Annotated in this window: 23 protein-coding genes and 1 tRNA gene; 6 read left to right on the forward strand and 18 right to left on the reverse strand. The window is 43.6% G+C overall.

The window, feature by feature from the left end; all coding sequences use genetic code 11:
* Positions 1 to 123: 123 nt before the first annotated feature.
* Positions 124 to 621: an ECF transporter S component gene (locus CKV62_RS08995; RefSeq protein WP_095066607.1), complete on the reverse strand. Its 498-nt coding sequence runs from the start codon at positions 619 to 621 to the stop codon at positions 124 to 126.
* A 250-nt stretch (positions 622 to 871) separates the two neighbouring features.
* Here CKV62_RS08995 and CKV62_RS09000 point away from each other — a divergent pair, with 250 nt between their 5' ends.
* Positions 872 to 1,438 (forward strand): NAD(P)H-dependent oxidoreductase, encoded by a 567-nt coding sequence (locus tag CKV62_RS09000; RefSeq protein WP_095066608.1) that lies wholly within the window; start codon positions 872 to 874, stop codon positions 1,436 to 1,438.
* Between the two features lie 167 nt (positions 1,439 to 1,605).
* On the opposite strand, the gene CKV62_RS09005 is transcribed toward CKV62_RS09000, so the two are convergent.
* From CKV62_RS09005 to CKV62_RS09015, 3 genes are all read right to left on the reverse strand, one after another.
* The gene (locus CKV62_RS09005) at positions 1,606 to 2,436 is read right to left on the reverse strand and encodes a DUF6630 family protein (protein ID WP_095066609.1); all 831 of its coding nucleotides are present in this window, start codon (positions 2,434 to 2,436) and stop codon (positions 1,606 to 1,608) included.
* A complete protein-coding gene (locus CKV62_RS09010) occupies positions 2,433 to 3,650 on the reverse strand; it encodes an ATP-binding protein (RefSeq protein WP_095066610.1) in 1,218 nt (405 codons plus the stop codon). The genes CKV62_RS09005 and CKV62_RS09010 overlap by 4 nt, the downstream gene beginning before the upstream one ends.
* 248 nt (positions 3,651 to 3,898) lie before the next feature.
* Positions 3,899 to 3,975 (reverse strand) — tRNA-Arg (locus tag CKV62_RS09015).
* 110 nt (positions 3,976 to 4,085) lie between these two features.
* Here CKV62_RS09015 and CKV62_RS09020 point away from each other — a divergent pair.
* Positions 4,086 to 4,838 carry a hypothetical protein gene (locus tag CKV62_RS09020; protein WP_095066611.1) on the forward strand — a complete coding sequence of 251 codons (753 nt, stop codon included), beginning with the start codon at positions 4,086 to 4,088 and terminating at the stop codon, positions 4,836 to 4,838.
* Positions 4,839 to 4,925: 87 nt separating this feature from the next.
* Here CKV62_RS09020 and CKV62_RS09025 read toward each other — a convergent pair whose 3' ends face one another.
* From CKV62_RS09025 to CKV62_RS09060, 8 genes are all read right to left on the reverse strand, one after another.
* Complete coding sequence (locus CKV62_RS09025; RefSeq protein WP_038117461.1) at positions 4,926 to 5,210, reverse strand: hypothetical protein; 285 nt, start codon at positions 5,208 to 5,210, stop codon at positions 4,926 to 4,928.
* A 125-nt stretch (positions 5,211 to 5,335) separates the two neighbouring features.
* Positions 5,336 to 6,742 carry a DNA polymerase IV gene (gene dinB, locus CKV62_RS09030; protein ID WP_197696275.1) on the reverse strand — a complete coding sequence of 469 codons (1,407 nt, stop codon included), beginning with the start codon at positions 6,740 to 6,742 and terminating at the stop codon, positions 5,336 to 5,338.
* Between the two features lie 3 nt (positions 6,743 to 6,745).
* A complete protein-coding gene (locus tag CKV62_RS09035) occupies positions 6,746 to 7,090 on the reverse strand; it encodes an ArsR/SmtB family transcription factor (RefSeq protein WP_038117462.1) in 345 nt (114 codons plus the stop codon).
* Between the two features lie 428 nt (positions 7,091 to 7,518).
* Complete coding sequence (locus tag CKV62_RS09040) at positions 7,519 to 8,802, reverse strand: adenylosuccinate synthase (protein ID WP_095066612.1); 1,284 nt, start codon at positions 8,800 to 8,802, stop codon at positions 7,519 to 7,521.
* Positions 8,803 to 9,025: 223 nt separating this feature from the next.
* Positions 9,026 to 9,301 (reverse strand): GNAT family N-acetyltransferase, encoded by a 276-nt coding sequence (locus CKV62_RS09045; RefSeq protein ID WP_197696276.1) that lies wholly within the window; start codon positions 9,299 to 9,301, stop codon positions 9,026 to 9,028.
* 75 nt (positions 9,302 to 9,376) lie between these two features.
* Positions 9,377 to 9,604 carry a (4Fe-4S)-binding protein gene (locus tag CKV62_RS09050; RefSeq protein ID WP_197696277.1) on the reverse strand — a complete coding sequence of 76 codons (228 nt, stop codon included), beginning with the start codon at positions 9,602 to 9,604 and terminating at the stop codon, positions 9,377 to 9,379.
* Positions 9,605 to 9,659: 55 nt separating this feature from the next.
* Positions 9,660 to 10,499, reverse strand: a complete 840-nt coding sequence (locus CKV62_RS09055; protein ID WP_095066614.1) for a pirin family protein — start codon at positions 10,497 to 10,499, stop codon at positions 9,660 to 9,662.
* 320 nt (positions 10,500 to 10,819) lie between these two features.
* Positions 10,820 to 11,500, reverse strand: a complete 681-nt coding sequence (locus CKV62_RS09060; RefSeq protein ID WP_095066615.1) for an isochorismatase family protein — start codon at positions 11,498 to 11,500, stop codon at positions 10,820 to 10,822.
* Positions 11,501 to 11,769: 269 nt separating this feature from the next.
* Here CKV62_RS09060 and CKV62_RS09065 point away from each other — a divergent pair, with 269 nt between their 5' ends.
* Positions 11,770 to 12,378 carry a TetR/AcrR family transcriptional regulator gene (locus CKV62_RS09065; RefSeq protein ID WP_095066616.1) on the forward strand — a complete coding sequence of 203 codons (609 nt, stop codon included), beginning with the start codon at positions 11,770 to 11,772 and terminating at the stop codon, positions 12,376 to 12,378.
* Between the two features lie 126 nt (positions 12,379 to 12,504).
* Here the strand turns inward: CKV62_RS09065 and CKV62_RS09070 are convergent, their stop codons facing one another.
* Positions 12,505 to 13,644 (reverse strand): MFS transporter, encoded by a 1,140-nt coding sequence (locus CKV62_RS09070; RefSeq protein WP_095066617.1) that lies wholly within the window; start codon positions 13,642 to 13,644, stop codon positions 12,505 to 12,507.
* A gap of 244 nt (positions 13,645 to 13,888) precedes the next feature.
* Positions 13,889 to 15,184 carry an adenylosuccinate lyase gene (gene purB / locus CKV62_RS09075; protein ID WP_095066618.1) on the reverse strand — a complete coding sequence of 432 codons (1,296 nt, stop codon included), beginning with the start codon at positions 15,182 to 15,184 and terminating at the stop codon, positions 13,889 to 13,891.
* Between the two features lie 325 nt (positions 15,185 to 15,509).
* Between purB and CKV62_RS09080 the strand changes: the two genes are divergently transcribed.
* On the forward strand, positions 15,510 to 15,917 hold the full coding sequence (locus CKV62_RS09080; protein WP_095066619.1) for a CAAX protease: 408 nt from the start codon (positions 15,510 to 15,512) through the stop codon (positions 15,915 to 15,917).
* A gap of 62 nt (positions 15,918 to 15,979) precedes the next feature.
* On the opposite strand, the gene CKV62_RS09085 is transcribed toward CKV62_RS09080, so the two are convergent.
* Genes CKV62_RS09085 through CKV62_RS09100 form a run of 4 tightly spaced genes read right to left on the reverse strand, consistent with a single transcriptional unit; the run spans position 15,980 to position 18,590 of the window.
* Positions 15,980 to 16,651, reverse strand: coding sequence for a hypothetical protein (locus CKV62_RS09085; protein ID WP_095066620.1), 672 nt, complete (start codon positions 16,649 to 16,651; stop codon positions 15,980 to 15,982).
* Positions 16,652 to 16,710: 59 nt separating this feature from the next.
* Entirely contained in the window at positions 16,711 to 17,580 is an 870-nt protein-coding gene (locus CKV62_RS09090; protein ID WP_095066621.1) for an energy transducer TonB, read from the reverse strand.
* A 3-nt stretch (positions 17,581 to 17,583) separates the two neighbouring features.
* Positions 17,584 to 17,988, reverse strand: coding sequence for an ExbD/TolR family protein (locus CKV62_RS09095; RefSeq protein ID WP_095066622.1), 405 nt, complete (start codon positions 17,986 to 17,988; stop codon positions 17,584 to 17,586).
* Entirely contained in the window at positions 17,985 to 18,590 is a 606-nt protein-coding gene (locus CKV62_RS09100; protein ID WP_095066623.1) for a MotA/TolQ/ExbB proton channel family protein, read from the reverse strand. Before CKV62_RS09100 ends, CKV62_RS09095 begins: the two co-directional genes overlap by 4 nt.
* Before the next feature lie 237 nt (positions 18,591 to 18,827).
* Here CKV62_RS09100 and CKV62_RS09105 point away from each other — a divergent pair, with 237 nt between their 5' ends.
* Both CKV62_RS09105 and CKV62_RS09110 read left to right on the forward strand, forming a co-directional pair.
* On the forward strand, positions 18,828 to 19,004 hold the full coding sequence (locus CKV62_RS09105; protein ID WP_095066624.1) for a type II toxin-antitoxin system HicA family toxin: 177 nt from the start codon (positions 18,828 to 18,830) through the stop codon (positions 19,002 to 19,004).
* Between the two features lie 9 nt (positions 19,005 to 19,013).
* On the forward strand, positions 19,014 to 19,391 hold the full coding sequence (locus CKV62_RS09110) for a type II toxin-antitoxin system HicB family antitoxin (RefSeq protein ID WP_095066625.1): 378 nt from the start codon (positions 19,014 to 19,016) through the stop codon (positions 19,389 to 19,391).
* Positions 19,392 to 19,557 lie beyond the last annotated feature (166 nt).

Here is a 19,557-nt window from a genome sequence, read left to right on the forward strand (position 1 = left end):
TCATTCGACTATCTTAAGTTCATTATAAACCGAACTTATGTTCTATGCAATAAAAATCTATTAATAAATATTAGTCTATTTATAACTAACAAAGGGAGACTCTTGATAGAGTCTCCCTATTTACTATCCAAGTCTTTTGCGCAAAATCGCATAGAGTATCATGCTAATAATAACGCTCATAACCGCTTGAATAGTATTAGTCAAAATACTTGCAACGGCTACGCCCGGATCAAACACAAAGTATTCGGCGATAAAGTAGCCTGCGACGATAACGATACCACCTACGACGGTCGCCACCAATGCGGATGTTACGGACGTTTTATTATATAGTGTGCCTACAAGATAACCTTCGATGCCTTTCACAACAAAGGTAATCGGCACGAATACGGTATAGCCGAGAAATAAATCGGCTAAAGCCGGCCCGATGGCACCGATATAGGCACCCTGTTTAGGCCCCAGTAACAGAGCGGATATCATGATAACGACATCACCTACATTGAAATAGCCGCGAATGCCGGGCACCGGAATTTTGGTGTACATTGTGAGCAATGTGGCGAGGGCAATCAATACGGCTGTGAGTACTAACGTGAACGTAGCACTGCGGGTTGGAACGTGTTGCATAGCGTCCTCCTTATACAATTAAAATAGACATGTGAATAAAACATATCACATGCCTATATCATATAACTTTATGTCAACAGCCGCAAATGAAATGCTCTTCACCAAGCCTTAACTGAGTACAGATATCATCATATTATACATAGGGTATACTATCATTTTTGCTATTCGGTTAATCCCGGCCGATCGATTTAATACGTTCAATCACCCGATTCCAGGCAGCTGATGTTACCCCGACAGAAAGAAACTCGTCATGAATATCTTAATCATTTACACCTATCCCAACCATCAGAGTTTTAACTATGCCATTCTGAAAGCAGTTCAGGAGAATCTTTCAAAGAACCACAATGTGAACACATTGGATTTATATGAGGAACAGTTCGACCCCGTATTGCAATTTGATGACACGCATAAGCGGCGCGATTTAAGCACCGTGCCGGACATAGAAACCTATCGCAATCTGATTACCCGGGCGGACCATATTATCTTTATCTACCCGATTTGGTGGAGCGGTATGCCGGCTATGCTCAAAGGCTTTATCGATCGCGTGTTTACAGCAGGCTTTGCCTATTCATACGGTAAAAGAGGTCTTATAGGACATTTACAGGGAAAATCCGCCTGGATTATCACCACCCATAACACCCCCGCCTTTCTGACGCCGTTTATCCAGGACTATGGCAAGGTATTGAAAAATCAGGTTCTGAAATCCTGCGGCATCAAACCGGTTACACATACCCAGTTGGCGGACACGGAAAACAGCTCAGACGAAAAACGCCGGCGCTTCTTAGACAAAATCGCTGATATCGCCGGCAGTATTTAACAATACCGCTTAACACACGCTTTTATTATTTGCTTTCATTATATCAAATATACTGTTTTCTTTACACAAAGCGCCCTAGTAAATTACTGGGGCCCTCTTTGTAGTACAGCGTCCAACTTTTAATCAGTAGGAATTCCAGTGCCTTAACACCCGATTCGCGGCTAACATCATAATCTCTCAGCTACATCAATTCTATGTAACAGATCTCTTGCAAGCTCTTGTGCTTTATTGTATTCCTCATTTGAAAGCACCATAAGTACAAAGCTATCGCTTCCGATGTCCATACCTACTAACTTATGGGCTTCCCATGTAGAGTTAAGATATGCACTCCAGTTCGTAATACATTGCTCCTCATCTAAAGCTGCTGTATCAACAGTTAAATCTTCACCAGTATCTAAAACCTTGTTACGTATTAATTTCTGTACATTATGAAGAAAATCCTCTAGTTCACATTTCCAATTGAGCTCTACGGCACGTCTTCTAGATAGCAATTTCTCATAGAAGTTCCACCAACTATCTTCTAAATCTTCCATAGAATCTAACTTTGCCTTGGCCATGAATGATTTAGCTAGTTTAGCATCGCCCAGCAATAACGTTGCCAGCTCTGTAAATGTCGCTCGCATCTGCTCCAAATCTAGATTTGCTACTTCTACACACAAACTACGGTCAGGTACTCTGCGTTTTTTCACAAAAGTCCGCATCATCCGTACCGCATCTGGATAACTCACATCAGCCATACAATAGGTTTTATTATCGATGTCTAAAAGTATATCTACTGCATCCTGCGTTTTCCCTACGCGCGCTTTCATCGCTGTACAACCATCGATGGCATGCGGCGGATACAATTCCATGTACATGAAAAATCCATCTTGCATGGCCTTTAATGTATTATCTATGCCAACTATATTAAAACCGTTCCGATTATAATCAGGGCTCTTCATATGCCACTCTTCGTAGTTATGGAAGAGTTTTTCTTGGATCCAATTGTAAATGCTCATAAGGATTCACCCAACAACCAGTCCAGCACATTATATTGCTGAATGCCGTTATAATTATTAGTCTTATAAATTTCATCCATCGTAAGTAAGTATTTAAGATATTGATCTCTAATGGCTTCCAGTGGTGCTAATTCTCGCTCTCGCGTATTCGGATCTAATACGGTTTCCGACACCTGATAGTACTCTAATATGCCGCCAGGTTTTTGTGCAACAAAATCAACTTCACCCTTTGCTAATTGTCCGACATAAACATTATAACCTCGGCGACGCAATTCAAGATAAACGATATTTTCTAAAATATGCCCCGTATCACGATCGACTTCAGGTAAAAGAAATTGCTTAAAAGCTGTATCCACTACATAATACTTAGGACGCAGCCGCAATAATTCCTTACCACGTACGTCAAAACGCTCCACTTCATATAATAACAAACTGTCCTCTAACCCTCTAAGATAACGTTCCACAGTTTTATTATCCACCTTACGTCCGGCACTCGTTAAAGAGTTCGCAATCTTTGTAGGATTAATCAGGCTCCCTATATTGGCCAGAATATATCTCACGATACTTTCAAGCAATTTAATATCCGCAATTTTTAATCGATCAACGATATCTTTCAAAATAACAGTATTAAATAAACCTTGTAAATAATCCTGCCGTCCCTGCCAATCATCGGACATATGCAAAAGCCCCGGAAATGAACCTTCGCTTACATATTTTTTATATAACGCCATTCGTGAAAGTCCACTTTCACTATAAGCATCAACATATTCCTCATAAGATAGAGGCATCATTTCAATTTGTACATAACGCCCCGTAAGTAATGTAGCCATATCAGAAGACATAAAATACGCATTGGAACCAGTAATATATATATCTATATTATCTTGTATGAAGAAATTATCCACTACACGTTCAAACTGCGACACATGCTGAATCTCATCAAGAAAAATATACATTCTTGTATTCGGAATAATACGTTCATTAATGTACTCGTATAAAGCCCGATAATCTCGTAAATTATCATATTCAATCAACTCAAAATTAATATCAATAATCTGTTCTGCCGTTACCCCGTCAGATAGTAACTCATCTTGAAATAGTTTAAATAATGTAGATTTACCACAACGTCGTATACCTGAAACAACCTTAATAATCGGTCTATCCCGGTGACGCCGTAAAAAATCTAAATAGTGTGGACGTGATATTAAAGACATCTTACACCTCCTTACAAAAATAGGTTTTAAAACCTGATATCATATATAGTATATCATAAATTAGGTTTCAAAACCTAATTTATGTATTATATTATTAACTTTAAGTTTTAAAACCTAAAATAAGACACTCCGCAAAAATTTTAGATCTCTTCAATTTTATCTAAAATTGAATTAAAGAATAATACAAAAGTAATGACGGCAAAATAGGCATAAGGTTATACAAAACCTTATGCCTATTAAATCTCTACTGGTGCGCCTAACCGGAATCGAACCAGTGACACGCAGTTTAGGAAACTGCTGCTCTATCCTACTGAGCTATAGACGCATGTACACTTTATTATATCGTTTTTAAATCTATATATGCAAGGATTGTGATATAATACGACTATTAGTATAGTGATATTAAATGTCCCCCATTTTGAAAGAGGTTACATAATGAAAGCATTTAAATATTCTGTTATCACAGGTTCACTATTAGCCGCATTAAGCATACTTTCAGTATATGCAGATGCCCCTGTACAGGCAGATGACCCGATTTATTCAACCCTGACGATCGAAGACAACCGCGTTGTATCTGTCCAAACCTTCAAGACGAGAGAGGAACAGGAAAAGGCGGCGCTGAAAGAACGTGAACGCTTAAATAGAATCACTGAAAAACACCGTGCCAAACGGAAGAATCAAACTCGTGCAGAAATGTTAAAAGGCTTAACACCGATACCATACTATCCTCCTGTCAGTGAGACGCGCAAATTACAAAGTGAAATGTTCTCCGGACCATTGGGTAGACAACTCGATTTGCGTATGGTAGAGGCCTATACACGGGATTACGACAAGGCAAAGTCGGGTGATATCTATGTGTATGCGGATTACGCAGACTACACATCTAAACAGTTATTAGGTGAGAAAGATGATACCACAGCTATTTCAGCCATGATTCTGCAAACCATCATGCGCAAGGGCGAAACGAAAGCTTTCAGCCTGGATGTGAACGTATATTATATTAATCCGGGAACCCACACCATTTCCATGAGTCATTCCGAGGATATGAAGGGCATACACGCAAACAAAAACGAAACGGATTATGTATTCAAATTCCCGAAACATCAACTCCGGCCGGGTAATCCACATTATGAACTGGCTAAATTATTGATGTATCATGATCTGACCGGTAAAGAATTTAATGAATAGGCAATAAAGCAACAGGCGAACTATTCAGATACAACAAAACACCTTGTCCACTACAAAACCTGTAGAGACAAGGTGTTTTCATTTTAATTATGCCGGGCGACTCCAGTCGACCTGCACATCGATGGCTTCCCACATACGGGTCAGCGCCAATTTCAAATTCTCCAAAGAATCGAGGGGTCTTACGTTCAATCGTTCATACGTATCAAGCCCCGTTGCATTTTCAATGGCATGTTCTTCGTTCAGATAGGCTAACACCTTATTAACCCATTCCTGTTCAGGCAGATCAACGGCCACCGTCTTCGTATCCGTATCGTAAGATAGAACCCCATTGCTGTTATTGCCATAATGGATGGCTACGCGAAATATACTCATATCTTTACCTCTCTTGCGGTAATTTATTAATTCTATGTTCATATTGTATCATGAATGATTATATTCGTGAAAGTATTCAATATAAACAATCTATAAAGGATAGAGACCGGCGATATCAAGACTATTTAATCAGAATCTTCGTCGAGCGGTAATTTGTCATCCGCTGTGCCTGCATCTGTTGCGGATTTCAATTCGGACCGTTTTCGACGGGCCCCCGCCTCTCCATGAAAGCGTCGCCACAGGGCTCCGCTCATGACGGCGGTCTCGCCGAACTTCGATTCCAGCGCATCCAGAACGTCCGCCAGTTTATCCTCCGTTGTATCCTGCTCCGACACAAAGAGACTGTCCTGTACAGGAACCTCCTCATCGAGACCGCTGACGGATAAACCCAACAGACGAACCGGTTTCTGAGGTTTAATAAATTCTGCGGCACCTGCCGTATGTGAGCCTCCACCTCGAGCAACCGTTGCAACCGGTCCGCCGGCGGTAGTCCTAGACGCATCCCTGATATTACCTGCCTTACCGGCGAGGGCCCCGCATCCCGAAGTATGGTCCGCCATCAATTTATTCCACAGCAGCTGTGCCGTTTCGTAGAATATATGCTCATGATCCGTCGGTGTTTCGAGCCGTTTCTGCCTGGACACGGTGCTGAAATCGCCGTAACGAACCTTGATCGACACGGTATGCCCCTGCAGATTCCGCTTGCGCAAGCGCTTTGACAGGCGGTTCGCAAAGTACCGAAACTCAAGAGCGATGTTGTTGCCGTCCGATAAATCCTCTTCGTATGTTTCTTCGGCCCCGACGGACTGTATTTTACGGTCCGTTTCAACAGGCCGATTATCGATGCCGTTCGCCAGTTCCCAAATACGCCGCGCCTGGTTTCCCACGAGGGGTATGAGAGCGCTTTCATCAGACAGGGACTGAATATCCTGCATAATGTGAAAGCCGCCCTTTTTAAGGCATTTTTCCGTATGAGGGCCTACGCCCCAGATGCGCTTGATCGGCAACGGTGCCAACACCTGTTTCTCACGGCCGTAAGGAATGACAACGAGACCGTCCGGCTTATCCAGATCGGATGCGAGCTTGGCGAGAAATTTATTCGGTGCCAGTCCGGCGGAAATGATGAGCCCCGTTTCCTTATACACGCGATTTTTAATGGCCCGGCCTAATTCCTTTGGCCCTTTGTACATGGTGGACATGCCGCTCACCTCAAGAAAGGCTTCGTCGATAGATAGGGGCTCTATGTAGGGCGTGAATTCTTTCATAATGGAAAAAATCTGATGCGACACCTCTTTATAGCGATCCATCCGAGGATACACATAAATGCCGTCGGGGCACAGTTTCCTGGCCCGCGATATGGGCATTGCCGAATGAACCCCGAATTTACGCGCCTCATAGGAGCAGGTCGCCACGACACCACGTGAAGAAAGGCCACCCACGATGACGGGATGACCTTGATAGTCCGGATGATCCAGTTGTTCTATGGACGCGAAGAATGCATCCATGTCAACATGCATAATCCAACGTCTCATAAATTACACTTCTTTTTCGTGATCCGAAATACGGCAGTATTTAATTTGTGCACAAATACATTCATCCTTCGTTTTGTACAGTTGAGGAATGATCTCCAGAATATCTTCGAATGTCGCTTCATTGATGGAATAACGGGTCCACAAACCGTTGCGCTGAGAATTTACCACACCCGCATCGATTAAGATCTTCATATGATAACTCAATGTCGATTGAGACAAGTTAAAGCTGGCCAAGATATCTGCGGCACATAATTCGTTACAGGACAACATATCGATGATATGCAATCTCGTTTCATCACTAAGGGCTTTAAAAATTGTCGCTAAGCGTTCGTAGGAAACTTCAACCATATCTATAAACTCCTCAAAATCCATATCAAATAATATCTATCTACTTATTTACTTTATTATATACTATTTTTAAAAGTAAATCTATTTTTTTCTGTTTATCCGTATGTTAATAATTTCTTTTGAATATACAACTTTTATTTATGTAGTAAAATTTAACCACAAAATTATAGAAAATGTCCACATATGTTGGCATCCTCGTGGAATATACCGAATAAATTTACAACATATAGACACATTTTGTTATGCTCATGTATGCATATATACTGATTTTATGCAATATATTTCTATAGAATATCCGGTCAGGAATATAAAAGTGTATTCTATTTATGGATTAAAGCCTACACGAATCTTGCACCGTTCACCCTGCCAGTTTTAACAGAACTAAAGAGCGTACCCCGAAGGACACGCTCCAATTAACTGCATATCGTTTAGAATATCTTCACCAAATCGATTGTCTGGTTGCGGTTAGGACCGACGGATACGATTCCCAAAGGCACACCTGTTACCTCTGCAATACGTTCAACGTATTTGCGGGCATTTTCAGGCAATTTATCGTATTCACGAATGCCGGAAATATCCGTTTCCCAGCCCGGTAATGTTTCATACACTGGTTCGCAAGCTTCCAAATCCTTCAAATTAGCCGGGAGGCCTTCCACGTCTTTACCGTTCAGTTTATAGCCCACACAGATTTTCAATTCCTTGAACGAATCGAGAATATCGAGGCGCGTAATGGCGAGATAATCCAGACTGTTAAGACCGGCCGCATATTTAACAACCATGAGATCGAGCCACCCCGTACGGCGCGGGCGACCTGTTACGGTGCCGAATTCATGGCCGAGATTGCGAAGGTTTTCACCGATTTCATTAAGCTGTTCCGTAGGGAACGGACCGGCCCCAACGCGCGTAGCGTATGCTTTCACGACACCGAAAATATTTTTCAGATAGTTAGGTCCGATACCGGCGCCGGTGGACGCACCGCCGGCGATCGGATGAGATGATGTTACGAACGGATATGTACCGTGATCAAGGTCGAGCATCGTCGCCTGCGCACCTTCAAACAATACCTTTTTGTCGGCTTTCACCGCTTTCAGCAAGGCAATATTCGTATCCGTCACATACGGTTTCAACGCCTCGGCATAGTTGATGTAATCCGCCAGAATTTCGTCATAATTTACGCCGTCCGCACCATATACGTTGCGAAGGATTTTATTTTTAAATTCCACATTATACGCCAATTTTTCCTTGAACACGTCCATATCGTACAGATCGCAGACGCGAATGCCGATACGGTTGATTTTATCCGCATAGCAGGGACCGATACCGTTTTTGGTCGTGCCGATTTTCGCATCCCCTTTGGACGCTTCCTCAGCCGTATCGAGAGCGATATGATATGGCATGATCAGATGAGCACGGTCGGAAATTGTAAGCGTTTTCGCGGATTTACCTTCTTTTTCAAGACCTGCGATTTCCCCCAGCAGCACCTTGGGATCGATAACGACACCGGTGCCGATGATATTCGTTTTATTATCATACAGGATACCGCTCGGTAACAGGCGAAGTGCAAATGCTTTATCATCCACCACCACGGTGTGACCCGCATTGTTCCCTCCCTGACTGCGGACAACCACATCAGCCCGTTCCGCAAGACAGTCAACAATTTTACCTTTACCCTCGTCACCCCACTGAGTGCCGATAACCATACTTGTTGCCATGTATATATCCTCCATGTGAAAGTCGAATTAATCCATATTCATTATACAACAATGTTCGGGCTCTGTGAAAGCTTTATATTATATCGGCACATATCCGGCAACTTTTACTGCCCGTTATCGATCGGGCAATAAAAAATACATCCTCCGCTGAAAATTCCCTACTCCCGCAAAATATTCGGCAGTGTAACGAAGGATGTATGTACATACGCGATATTCCGGTTTCTTACACCCGTATGTCCGCGTATTCCTCTTTCTTATCAAATTCCGCTTTTGCAAACGGGCACAGCGGAAGGATTTTTACGCCTTCTTCACGGGCGTGCCGTACGATTTCCGCTACAAGCCTACCGGCGATGCCCTGTCCCCCGTACCCGTCTTCGACGAGCGTATGATCGATAATCCACATCGTTGCGGATTGGGAAAATGTACTTTCCCCCATATTTTTACCGTTATCATAAGCGGCGGCACGGTTATTGTCCCGTTCAAATTTAATTTCTACCATTATAGCCTCATTTCTACGCAGATCGTGAAAACAGTTAAATTACAAGTCAATTGTTCCTGAACAGTCCCGGCGCCGTTATTTGCGTTTATAATTTAGTGCGCCGGACGGGCATGTATCGATAATGCCGGCAACAGTATCCGCATCGGCGCCGTTTACATTAATCCAGGGGCGAGCTTTCAGGTTGAACACCTTCGGCAGTCCTTTTACACATTTAGCGGCATGCTGACATTTATCTCGCCTCCACTCGATGACAATATCGTCATTTTCATAAACTTTTACATCACTCATTATGAAACCTTTCATTTAATAAAATCTCACCTTCAGTATACTATATGAAGGATAACTATTCTATCCGGCTTTACAACTCCATACCTTCCTTGATGAACGACCCGTTCTGAAGTTCCCGATAGGCTTCGCGAAGTTCCTCCTGCGTATTCATTACGATAGGCCCGGCCCATGCCACTTCATCGGGGATGGCGATCGACTCGATGTAAAGAACCTGTGTGTCATCCTCGGTCGCTGTAAACGTCACCATATCACCGGCACCGAGTTTTACCGCCGTTTTAGCGGATACATGTCTGCCGTTGATGTCAATTTCACCGAGTAATGTGAAAAGCATGATGGATGCGTCTTCTTTCACGGTATGAGTAAACGTGTTCCCCCTATCCAGATGTACGTCATAATAGTTAAGAGGCAAATACTGCCCTTCATAACCTGTATGATCTTTGTATGAACCGGCCAGAAGACGAAGGTAACCGCCGTCAAATTCGATATCCTCGATCATATCATTTGTAACAGGACGATATTTAGGCGGGGCCATTTTATGCTCTTTAGGCAGATTAAGCCACAGTTGCACCCCTAAAAGATGTTCCGCTTTCGGCACGAGTTCTTCATGCATGATACCTGAACCGGCCGTCATCCATTGCACCTCACCGCCGGTCACGGATGCCTGATGTCCGAGATTATCGCGATGCACCATGCCGCCTTTATATACATAACTGATCGTTTCAATACCGCGATGCGGATGCATTGGGAACCCCGCCTTATAATCGTCGGGATCCGTGCTGTCAAAAGAATCGAGCATCAGAATCGGATTAAATTCCTTAACCGTTTCACCGCCCAGCACACGTACTAGTTGCACTCCTGCACCGTCAACGACTCTATATCCCTGTACCGTAGTTTGAATTTCACGTATCATAGTATCAATTTCCTTGTTAACTTAAGAATAAAATTCGCCAAGTTTTATTTTTCACTGTCCATTATTTCAAGCTTGAATCCGGCCTTAATTATATATCGATTTTTGTCGATATATTTGGCTTATTTACATCTTATCACAGGTTAAGAAGTTGTCAATATAACAGTTGCATACAATTAAATTTTAATAATTTACAAGAATTTCCATATAACGGTTCTTACATCCGCACGCAGAACTCAGCCTCATATAAAAACCGCCATAAAACAGACCGGCATGAAAACATGCCGGCTGCATAATAATTATAAAGCAGTTATAGTGTTGAGTTACGGACGGTTTGTATCCCATACCTCATGATCTTCCGTAACCTGCTTAGCTTTCGCATAACTTTCAAGCAGTAATTCATAATTTGTAAAGATACGGGTCCAGACTTTTGCCCACGCCTGATCATCAGGGCGTTTCCAGGTTTTCTGAATTTCCGCCAGTACTGCAGCGGTATCGATAGGTACGCAACCGGCCTGCATCATACGAAGTGTAGATACTTCCTGCGCCATTTTGGAATATGTCCCGGAAGCATCAGGAATCACAAATACGCGATAACCTTCATTAACAGCCGCAATTGCCGGAAATGCCAAGCATACGCTGGTCACGGTGGCGGCAATGATAAGTGTTTTTCTGCCGGTCGCTTTTACAGCTTCTACGAATTCAGGGCAATCCCAGGAATTGATTTCACCGCGGCGAGGTACATATACGGCATGAGGGGCGGCTTCGTGGATTTCAGGAATCAACGGACCATTGGGGCCCTGCGGTAAGGATGCGGTTGTGATAACCGGGATGTCGGCCATCGTCGCCACTTCCGCCAATGCGACAGCATGATCGCGTACACGTTTGAAAGACATATCGTTAATACATTGGAACAATCCGCTTTGATGATCGATAAGCAGCATTACCGCATCATCAACGTCAATTACCGGCGGTTTTCCGTCAAAATTCTTATATAGTTCCATCTGAACCTCCTTAAAGATAACATAATAAATCGGCTATCCGATAATGAACAAATACAGCCCGAACACCTGCACACATATATAATATGCCCGACAATCGGTTATGACAGCCCATTATATAGATAACTATCGATTTACTTTATGCTAACATATACAGGAACAGTTCTCAACGTACACTTTTCCAATTCTGTACAATCTTTCTGATATTGTCTTGTATACTTTCAGCCTGTAATGTTACGATAATTTCACATCATACTAGAAAGGGTATATTCATGATACATTCTAACATACCAGTCACTGATAAACAGAATACAAAACAATGTATAAAATGCGCATTTTTAAAGCTGCTACAGACACAATCATTCACAAAAATCCGTATTACCAGCATCTGTACGGAGGCACATATTACACGATCCACATTCTATTTTCATTACACCGACATCTACGCTCTGCTGCACGACATCATCGATGACGCCCTTATTCTCGTCAACAGTATCTCCAATTACGAATGTCAGGGCATGATGAAAAATCTCGTCGAACTGCTCAAAAGTGATGATCCGTATATTTTGATGCATCATGCGGAGCAGCTGCCGCCATGTCACAGACTTATCCACATACCTGAATACCATGCCCTGTTTACCGACATCACGATTGCGCCGCTCGTTACGGACAGAATTTACGAAGCGGAAAAACCTAAAATCGTTCCCACCATTATGAAGGAAAACGATCTCTCTGAGGAAGATGCGTCCCTCATTTTCCGTTTCATTGTCAGCGGTACACTTGCCATCAATCAGTTAATGTCCGTCCATAACCGACGTGAATGGTACGCTAAACAGGCCAATGTACTGCGATTCATTTTAAGAGGACTGCAACTGTTATGAAACAAATACACGAACAACCGAAACTCTATACACTTCTACTATAGAAATATAACGTTCAATATGCATGCAAACAGGAGGTGACTATTAATCACCTCCTGAGTTCTTACACTTTCAAGTTCTTAAAGATTACGGTTCCCGCAGTAAGAAACTCATAACAAGACCTACGACTCCGACCGGCACCAGTATCTGCAATGCCGTTTGTACACCGTAAAGATCCGCCAGATGTCCTACATACGGTGATACAAGACCGCCTAAAGTAATTCCTAACCCGAGCGTGACGCCCGATGCAAATCCGGCATTCTTAGCCAGATACTTTTGCCCCAGCACAGTCAACGGCCCGTATTGAGAGAACACGCCGAACGCCATCGGAATCATGGCCCCGAAAAAGCCCCACATATCAGGAATATAAATAAAAGCCAATATGGACGGTAAGAACACGATATAGCCGAGTTTAACAGTTTTCAGAAAACCGATGCGGTCGGATAACCGGCCGCCCACATAGGTAAGAACACCGCCAAGAGCGAAATATGCGGTCAATGCCAAGCTTGATGTTTCGGGAGCGCCATTGATTACCGTAATATACAGAATCGGAATAAAAATGGACAGCACGGAAAACAGAATGGACCGTGACGCGATAATAAAAAACAGTTTACCGAAACTCCGCCAGTCATTAACGGCAGAAGAGTCGACGGGGCGGTCACTTTTACGAGTTAAGGAGCTTTCATAATCACCTGTGAAGGCGTAACAGTAAAGACCCGTGCCGAGAAGCGCAATGACGGTGAATATCCACAAATAGTTCAAACCGAAGATATAAACGCCGCCCGCAATGAGAGGACCCAGCGCAAACCCCGCGCTGCCGCCTACCGCGAAGCGTCCCATCGCATTACCGATCTCATGAGACTGCGTACGCTTGACCAGAAGCGCCGCCTCCGGATGAAACAGAGCGGCGCCGATACCGGCCATGAGGGACAGAAACAGAATCATCTCATAGCCGGCAGCCATCGAAATGGCGCTGATGGACACGAGACAAACCGTAAAACCGAGCGGAATAAACCAGGGCACACGCCACCGGTCCGCCACATATCCCAGACCAGGCTGGGCGATGGACGCCACTACAGTATTGCAGAAAATAACGGTAGCCGCCTGATAATAATTAAGTCCGAAATTCGCAATGAAAAACGGAAGCAGCGCCGCGAGCGAACCTTGCCCGAAATCATTGATGCAGTGGAAAATAGGAGGTGCATATTTTCGTACAGTACTTTTCATATATAATCTCCTATAAATAAAGGGCAGGATAGACAAAAAGCCTCCAATGGCCACCTCCGCCCTAACGGGCAGCGCCAAGTCGTTTTTTGTCTATACCTGCCATATCCCTTCACGTTTTATATGTAAGTACTATACAAAAATATAGCATCACACAAAGAAGAAAAAGCCGAACACATTTCAAGCATCGACTTAATTCATAATTTACATAAGTATCTTGAATCGCATTCGACCTTTATCGTTAAAATTATAACCCGAACCGCGCCATGATGGTATCTACATGTTTCAGAAGCTTATACGGATCGAAGCACGCGTCGATTTCTTCATCGGTCATATATTTCCTGATATTTTCATCGGATTTCAGACCGGTCGCGAAATCTTTACCTTCAAGCCATCGTTCCATCGCATATTTCTGAACCCAGCGGTACGCTTCATCGCGAACGGCGCCTTTATCGACGAGATGCGTCAAAATCGTCTGACTGAATACGAGGCCCCCCGTAAGGTTCAAGTTTCTGAGCATCGTTTCAGGGTATACCAATAATTTATCGATGGTACGTGTCGTCAAATGAAGCATATAGTTCAGTGTAATCGTCGCATCCGGCAGAATAACGCGTTCCACGGAACTGTGAGAAATGTCGCGTTCATGCCACAACGCCTGGTCTTCATAGGCGGATTGGGCATATCCGCGAAGCAGACGGGCCAAGCCGCAGATTCTTTCACAGGTAATCGGATTGCGTTTATGCGGCATCGCGGAGGATCCCTTCTGTTTCGGACTGAAGTATTCCTCCGCCTCACGAACCTCCGTACGTTGCAGATGACGAATTTCCAACGCGATTTTATCCAAGGTGCCGCCGATGACAGCGATGGTGGAGATCAGTTCCGCATGGCGATCACGCTGCACCACCTGCGTCGCGATTTTCACAGGTTCAAGCCCCAATTTTTCGCATACATACTGTTCCACGAACGGGTCGATATTGGAGTACGTTCCGACCGCACCGGACAACTTGCCGACGGCTACATTCTTACGGGCATGTTCCAGACGCTCAATATCGCGTTCCACCTCCGCCATCCACAAGGTCAGTTTCAAGCCGAATGTGGTAGGCTCGCCGTGAATACCGTGAGTACGACCGATCATCGGCGTATGTTTAAATTCAGCGGCGCGGCGGCGCAGTACATCGTGCAGTTTCCGTAAATCGGCAAGCAGAATATCGCACGCCTGCTTCATCATATAACCGAGCGCCGTATCTTTCACGTCGGTAGATGTAAGACCGAGATGGATATACTTAGCCGCTTCAGGGCCGACGTATTCGCCCACTGCCGTCACGAAGGAAATGATGTCATGGTTCGTTTCCTTCTCGATTTCATGAATACGCTCAACGTCGAAATTGCCCTTATCCCGAATGATTTTCGCCGCCTCTTTAGGAATAACGCCGAGCTCCGCCTGCGCTTCGGATGCCAGTGTTTCCACCAGCAGCATCGTATCGAACTCGTTGCGTTCGCTCCAAATATGGCCCATTTCTTCTCGTGTATAACGTGGTATCATGATGTCTCCTTTGCATGATAAAAGCTAGTATTGATAGGCTTATTGTACCATATGTGCAAGGGTCGTTCAATCAGTTCGGCCTTAACTTCCGAATGATAAATATATTAAATTTTCTAATTGTTCGTATTTTTGTGAAGTTTTATATATGCTCTTTATTCTAAAAGCTATCTATATGCTATATCCCCCCTTTATCCCCCTATTTATTCTAATAAACCATCTATACAATTTATTCTGAAAGCCATCTGTATATAGTTTCTCGATACATGATATACTATACACATCATATACATTTCAATTTTGAAGCATTTATACTTCGGAGGTTTCCATGTCGTCGTTAAACAGAAAAGAACGCCGCGCTCAGCGCAGCGAATCAGATACTACGGGCACTATCCTGCGTTTATTCTTCGGACTCAGTTTTATCGGCTTGGCCGTTGTACTCTTTGGCGAGTTCGATATAAACTATAGTTTCTCCATCTTTACAGCGGATATTCTCGTATCCTTACTCTACGTTATGCTGAATAAATCCCGCATCAGCACATCCCTCGCGGTACACACGAATGTGCGCGTTATCATCGCCTTCCTCATCATGCTCATCACCATGTTCTTTTACGCATTCGCATTGTGGCGTGCCGATCAGTTCAGCACACCGATGCAGGTGACGCTCTTTATCGGCGGCGCTATCGTATATACGGCGGTATACAATTCAACTAAGACAATATTTACCAATCAATAATGTAAAAGGCTATAATCAGTCAACAAGAATTTTGATAGATTATAGCCCTTTATTTTTATAAATTAACGTAATCCTTTAACATATTTACGCCGAACATTTATGCTTGACATCCTATCACGCCTATGATCTAACTCTAACTGTATAATTTTTAATAATGTAACTCTCCTTAACTTACGTGCATCAAAATACTCTCGTAATAATAACATAAGCAAAAATAGACTCGAAAAGAAATTAATAATATTGTATATACTTCGCTCAACAGCTGAAATCGATCCAATAAGAAATAAAACACCATAGATTACCGTTAAACACCAAAAAATTCCTGTCCAGTAGTTGTTTGGTATAAAATTAATTACACGCCTCAATAAATAAAAATGTATAGCAACAGTTATCCCCACCAAAAAAAGTATATTTATAATAAAATATTCAAACGCTAAACTTGATAAAGAGGGTAAAGAAAAAGAATCTGAAAAAATACCCCCAATTTTTTCTAAAAAAGCACCATGAAAATAATAATTCAACATATAATAAAACACATTAAATATTATAAATATAATTGTTATCATACTGAAATTTTTACTTTTGATATCTGTCATTGTATTAGTACATTGTAATTCGATGGCCCACTCTTCTAATTCTTTCACCGTATAAGCGCTCAACATATTATGATATTTACTGATAACCGGTTTCAAGAATCTTTCCTGATCACAAGATTCCTTATTTAATAAACTCATTTAATAAACCTTTCTATAATCTAACATACTACAAAAAAGCGAATAAGTTCTCTTAAAACTTATTCGCCTAATACGACAGGTATAGTCAATGTCGTAGGGTGTCCTAAATTGTTTTCAATGGTGCCACTGTGTTTCACGATGCGAAGCGCCTCGTCTTTGATGGCCGGCGCCACCTTATCGTCGATAATTCGCGTACCCACCACTTCGCCGGACTCGCCGAAATGCACTTTCACCGCCACGGCGCCCTGCAAATGCGATTGACGGGCCTGTTCCTGCACACGTTTCAAAAAGCTCGTCGCATTTCGTTCCGATGTCGGCTTCAATTCCTCCTGTAACCCTCGTGAAAGCAGTCCTAATGCCACAGGGCTCATAAAGGATAGATCGGATTCCTGATCGGGTAAATTATTCCCGTTCGTACCGTCATAAATTCCTGAATTTGGATTTTTCTTATTCCGGGAAAATGAACCGAAGGATTTTTGCTCAGACTCCCCTTCTTTCGATTTAGTAAGCCCGTCCTGCATCTCCGCTACAGGCTCATCCGACTGATTCACGGAATCCGTATTGCGCACATAACCCCATTCCATATGTTTCGGCGTATTAACGTCCGGCGTCGAATAGAGATTATTCACTGCGGTCTGTTTCGGCTCAACCGTTTCCGTATGTTTCTCCTCCTGTGCCGACTTATCATTATCGGTATTGCCCTTTGCCGCATCGGTAGCCGCCGGGTCCGCATGATGAAGCTCCACCTTGCCCGTTTCAGTACCGAAGCTTTCACCATCACTGTCGACATCAAAGGTGATTTCCGTCATGATGTCCCCGCCGAAGCCCGTACCTCCCATCTGCTGCAGAGACAGGCCGAACGCAAAGGTCCACAGGGAACTGATAATGACGGCGATGACGAACGGTTTCTTATAATTCGTATCCAGCATAGCCTATTTGCGCTCCGTCGCTACACTAATATACTTGGCGCCGTTCACCTTGAGCAGATCAAGCAACGTAATGACATCGTTATACACGACATCCTTGGCGGCACGAACGACAAAAGCCTGCCGCGGATTTTCCGTCACGATCTGTTGCACCGCACCGGCCAACGCCTCTCCGTCAAGCTCGCTGTCATCGAGGAACAGCCGATGATTCGAGGTGAGCGTAATCGTTTTCGGCTCGATGGACTTCGCCGATGAAGTCGAAGTACTCGGCAAACTGATCGGAATCTGCTGCTCCGAATTCATGTACAGCGTGCCGATCATGAAAAATACGAGCAGAAAAAACACGATATCGATCATGGGGATAATCATGATGGCCGGTTCCTTTTTTACACCTAATGTACGTCGTCTCATACGGATGAATCCTCGTTATATACGTCTAAAATGGCCCCGCACGCATGCTCCAATTCATTGATGAAATCATTTACGCGCGCCGCACAGTAACTGTGAAAGCCGAGCGCTATGATGGCGACCGTAAGGCCCGTCGCCGTCGCAATGAGCGCCTCCGATACGCCGCCGGTAATGACAGTAGGGGCCCCGATGTCGCCACCTACAACGGCAAAGGCGCGAATCATACCGAGCACGGTACCCAATAAACCAAGCAGCGGCGCCATCGTTACAATCATGCTGAGCCATCCGAGACCGCGCTTCAATCGCTCGTCCACATAGCCGATAACGTCCTGTAATCGATTTTCAAGCGCCGTATAATTACGGGCGCGACGCATCGGCGTCGCCAATAATTCACCGAGCTCCTCGGCGTCGCGTTCCACCACGGTCGGCAACATCACCCACGACGGCTGCTGTTCCATAGACTTCGTGACTGCTTTCAGATCCCTCTGAAAGCGGCGATACAACAACACACGCTCCACACCGATCATCCATGTCGCGACGAGAAAAATAAATAGCGGAACCATTACAAATCCGCCTGCTGAAAATAAATGAATAATACTGTCCATGCTAAACCTCCAAAAGTCCATATATATCGGACTCTATTGGAAATAATTATATCATGTTTTTTCGTATCTCATAAGAAAAATATACACGCAAAAATGTCAAGTGACCATTAAGAACCTCCGTGATTATTAGTCACCGCACTTTCACCGAAAAAAATGCTACACTACAAATAAAATCAAGAAAGTCCTATGTAATAATTGTTAAACACGTGTACACGTGCTATCATATAAGGAGAGTATATGAAGGACAAGGATTTACTTAAGCTACTTCAAAAAAACGGTTGGAAGGATGTCCGGCAGCGCGGCAGTTACCACCGATTAAAGAAAGGTGATAAAGTGGAAGTAATCACGGTTCACGGAAGAGATGTACCCGCCGGATTATTAAACGCTATTTTAAAACGTACAGGACTGATATGAGGAGGACCTATGAAATTTATATATCCTGCTGTTATCCATGATGATGGCGACGGTTTATGGGCTGAATTTCCCGATTTGGAATACTCCAGCAGCACAGGGGCAACGCTGACAGAGCTATTAACAAATGCTCAGGAAGCAATGGAATTATTCATCTTAGGTGCACTTGAGGATGGCGGAACTCTGCCTGAAGCCACTTCCATTCGCAATTTACCGTGTACAAAATCCACCTATCCTACACTCGTGCAAACGGATATCGATTTAGCTAAAAACAGCAGATCAGTAAAGAAAACGCTGACCATTCCGGCATGGTTGAATGAACGCGCATTAGCCAAAAACCTTAACTTTTCACAAATTCTACAGGAGGCCCTCGTAGAAAAGACAATGTAACATTACAATACCATCATCTATGAAGTTGACCTATTATATTTATCCGCCACTAACTATAGAGCATATAAAGATACCCTTAAGAATCACATAATCACGCAAATAAAAGAGACCCGATATCTCTATACAGCAGCTTCACCTTTACATGGTAAAGCAATCAAATGCCGTA

This window comes from Veillonella rodentium, assembly GCF_900187285.1.
Classification (GTDB): domain Bacteria; phylum Bacillota; class Negativicutes; order Veillonellales; family Veillonellaceae; genus Veillonella; species Veillonella rodentium.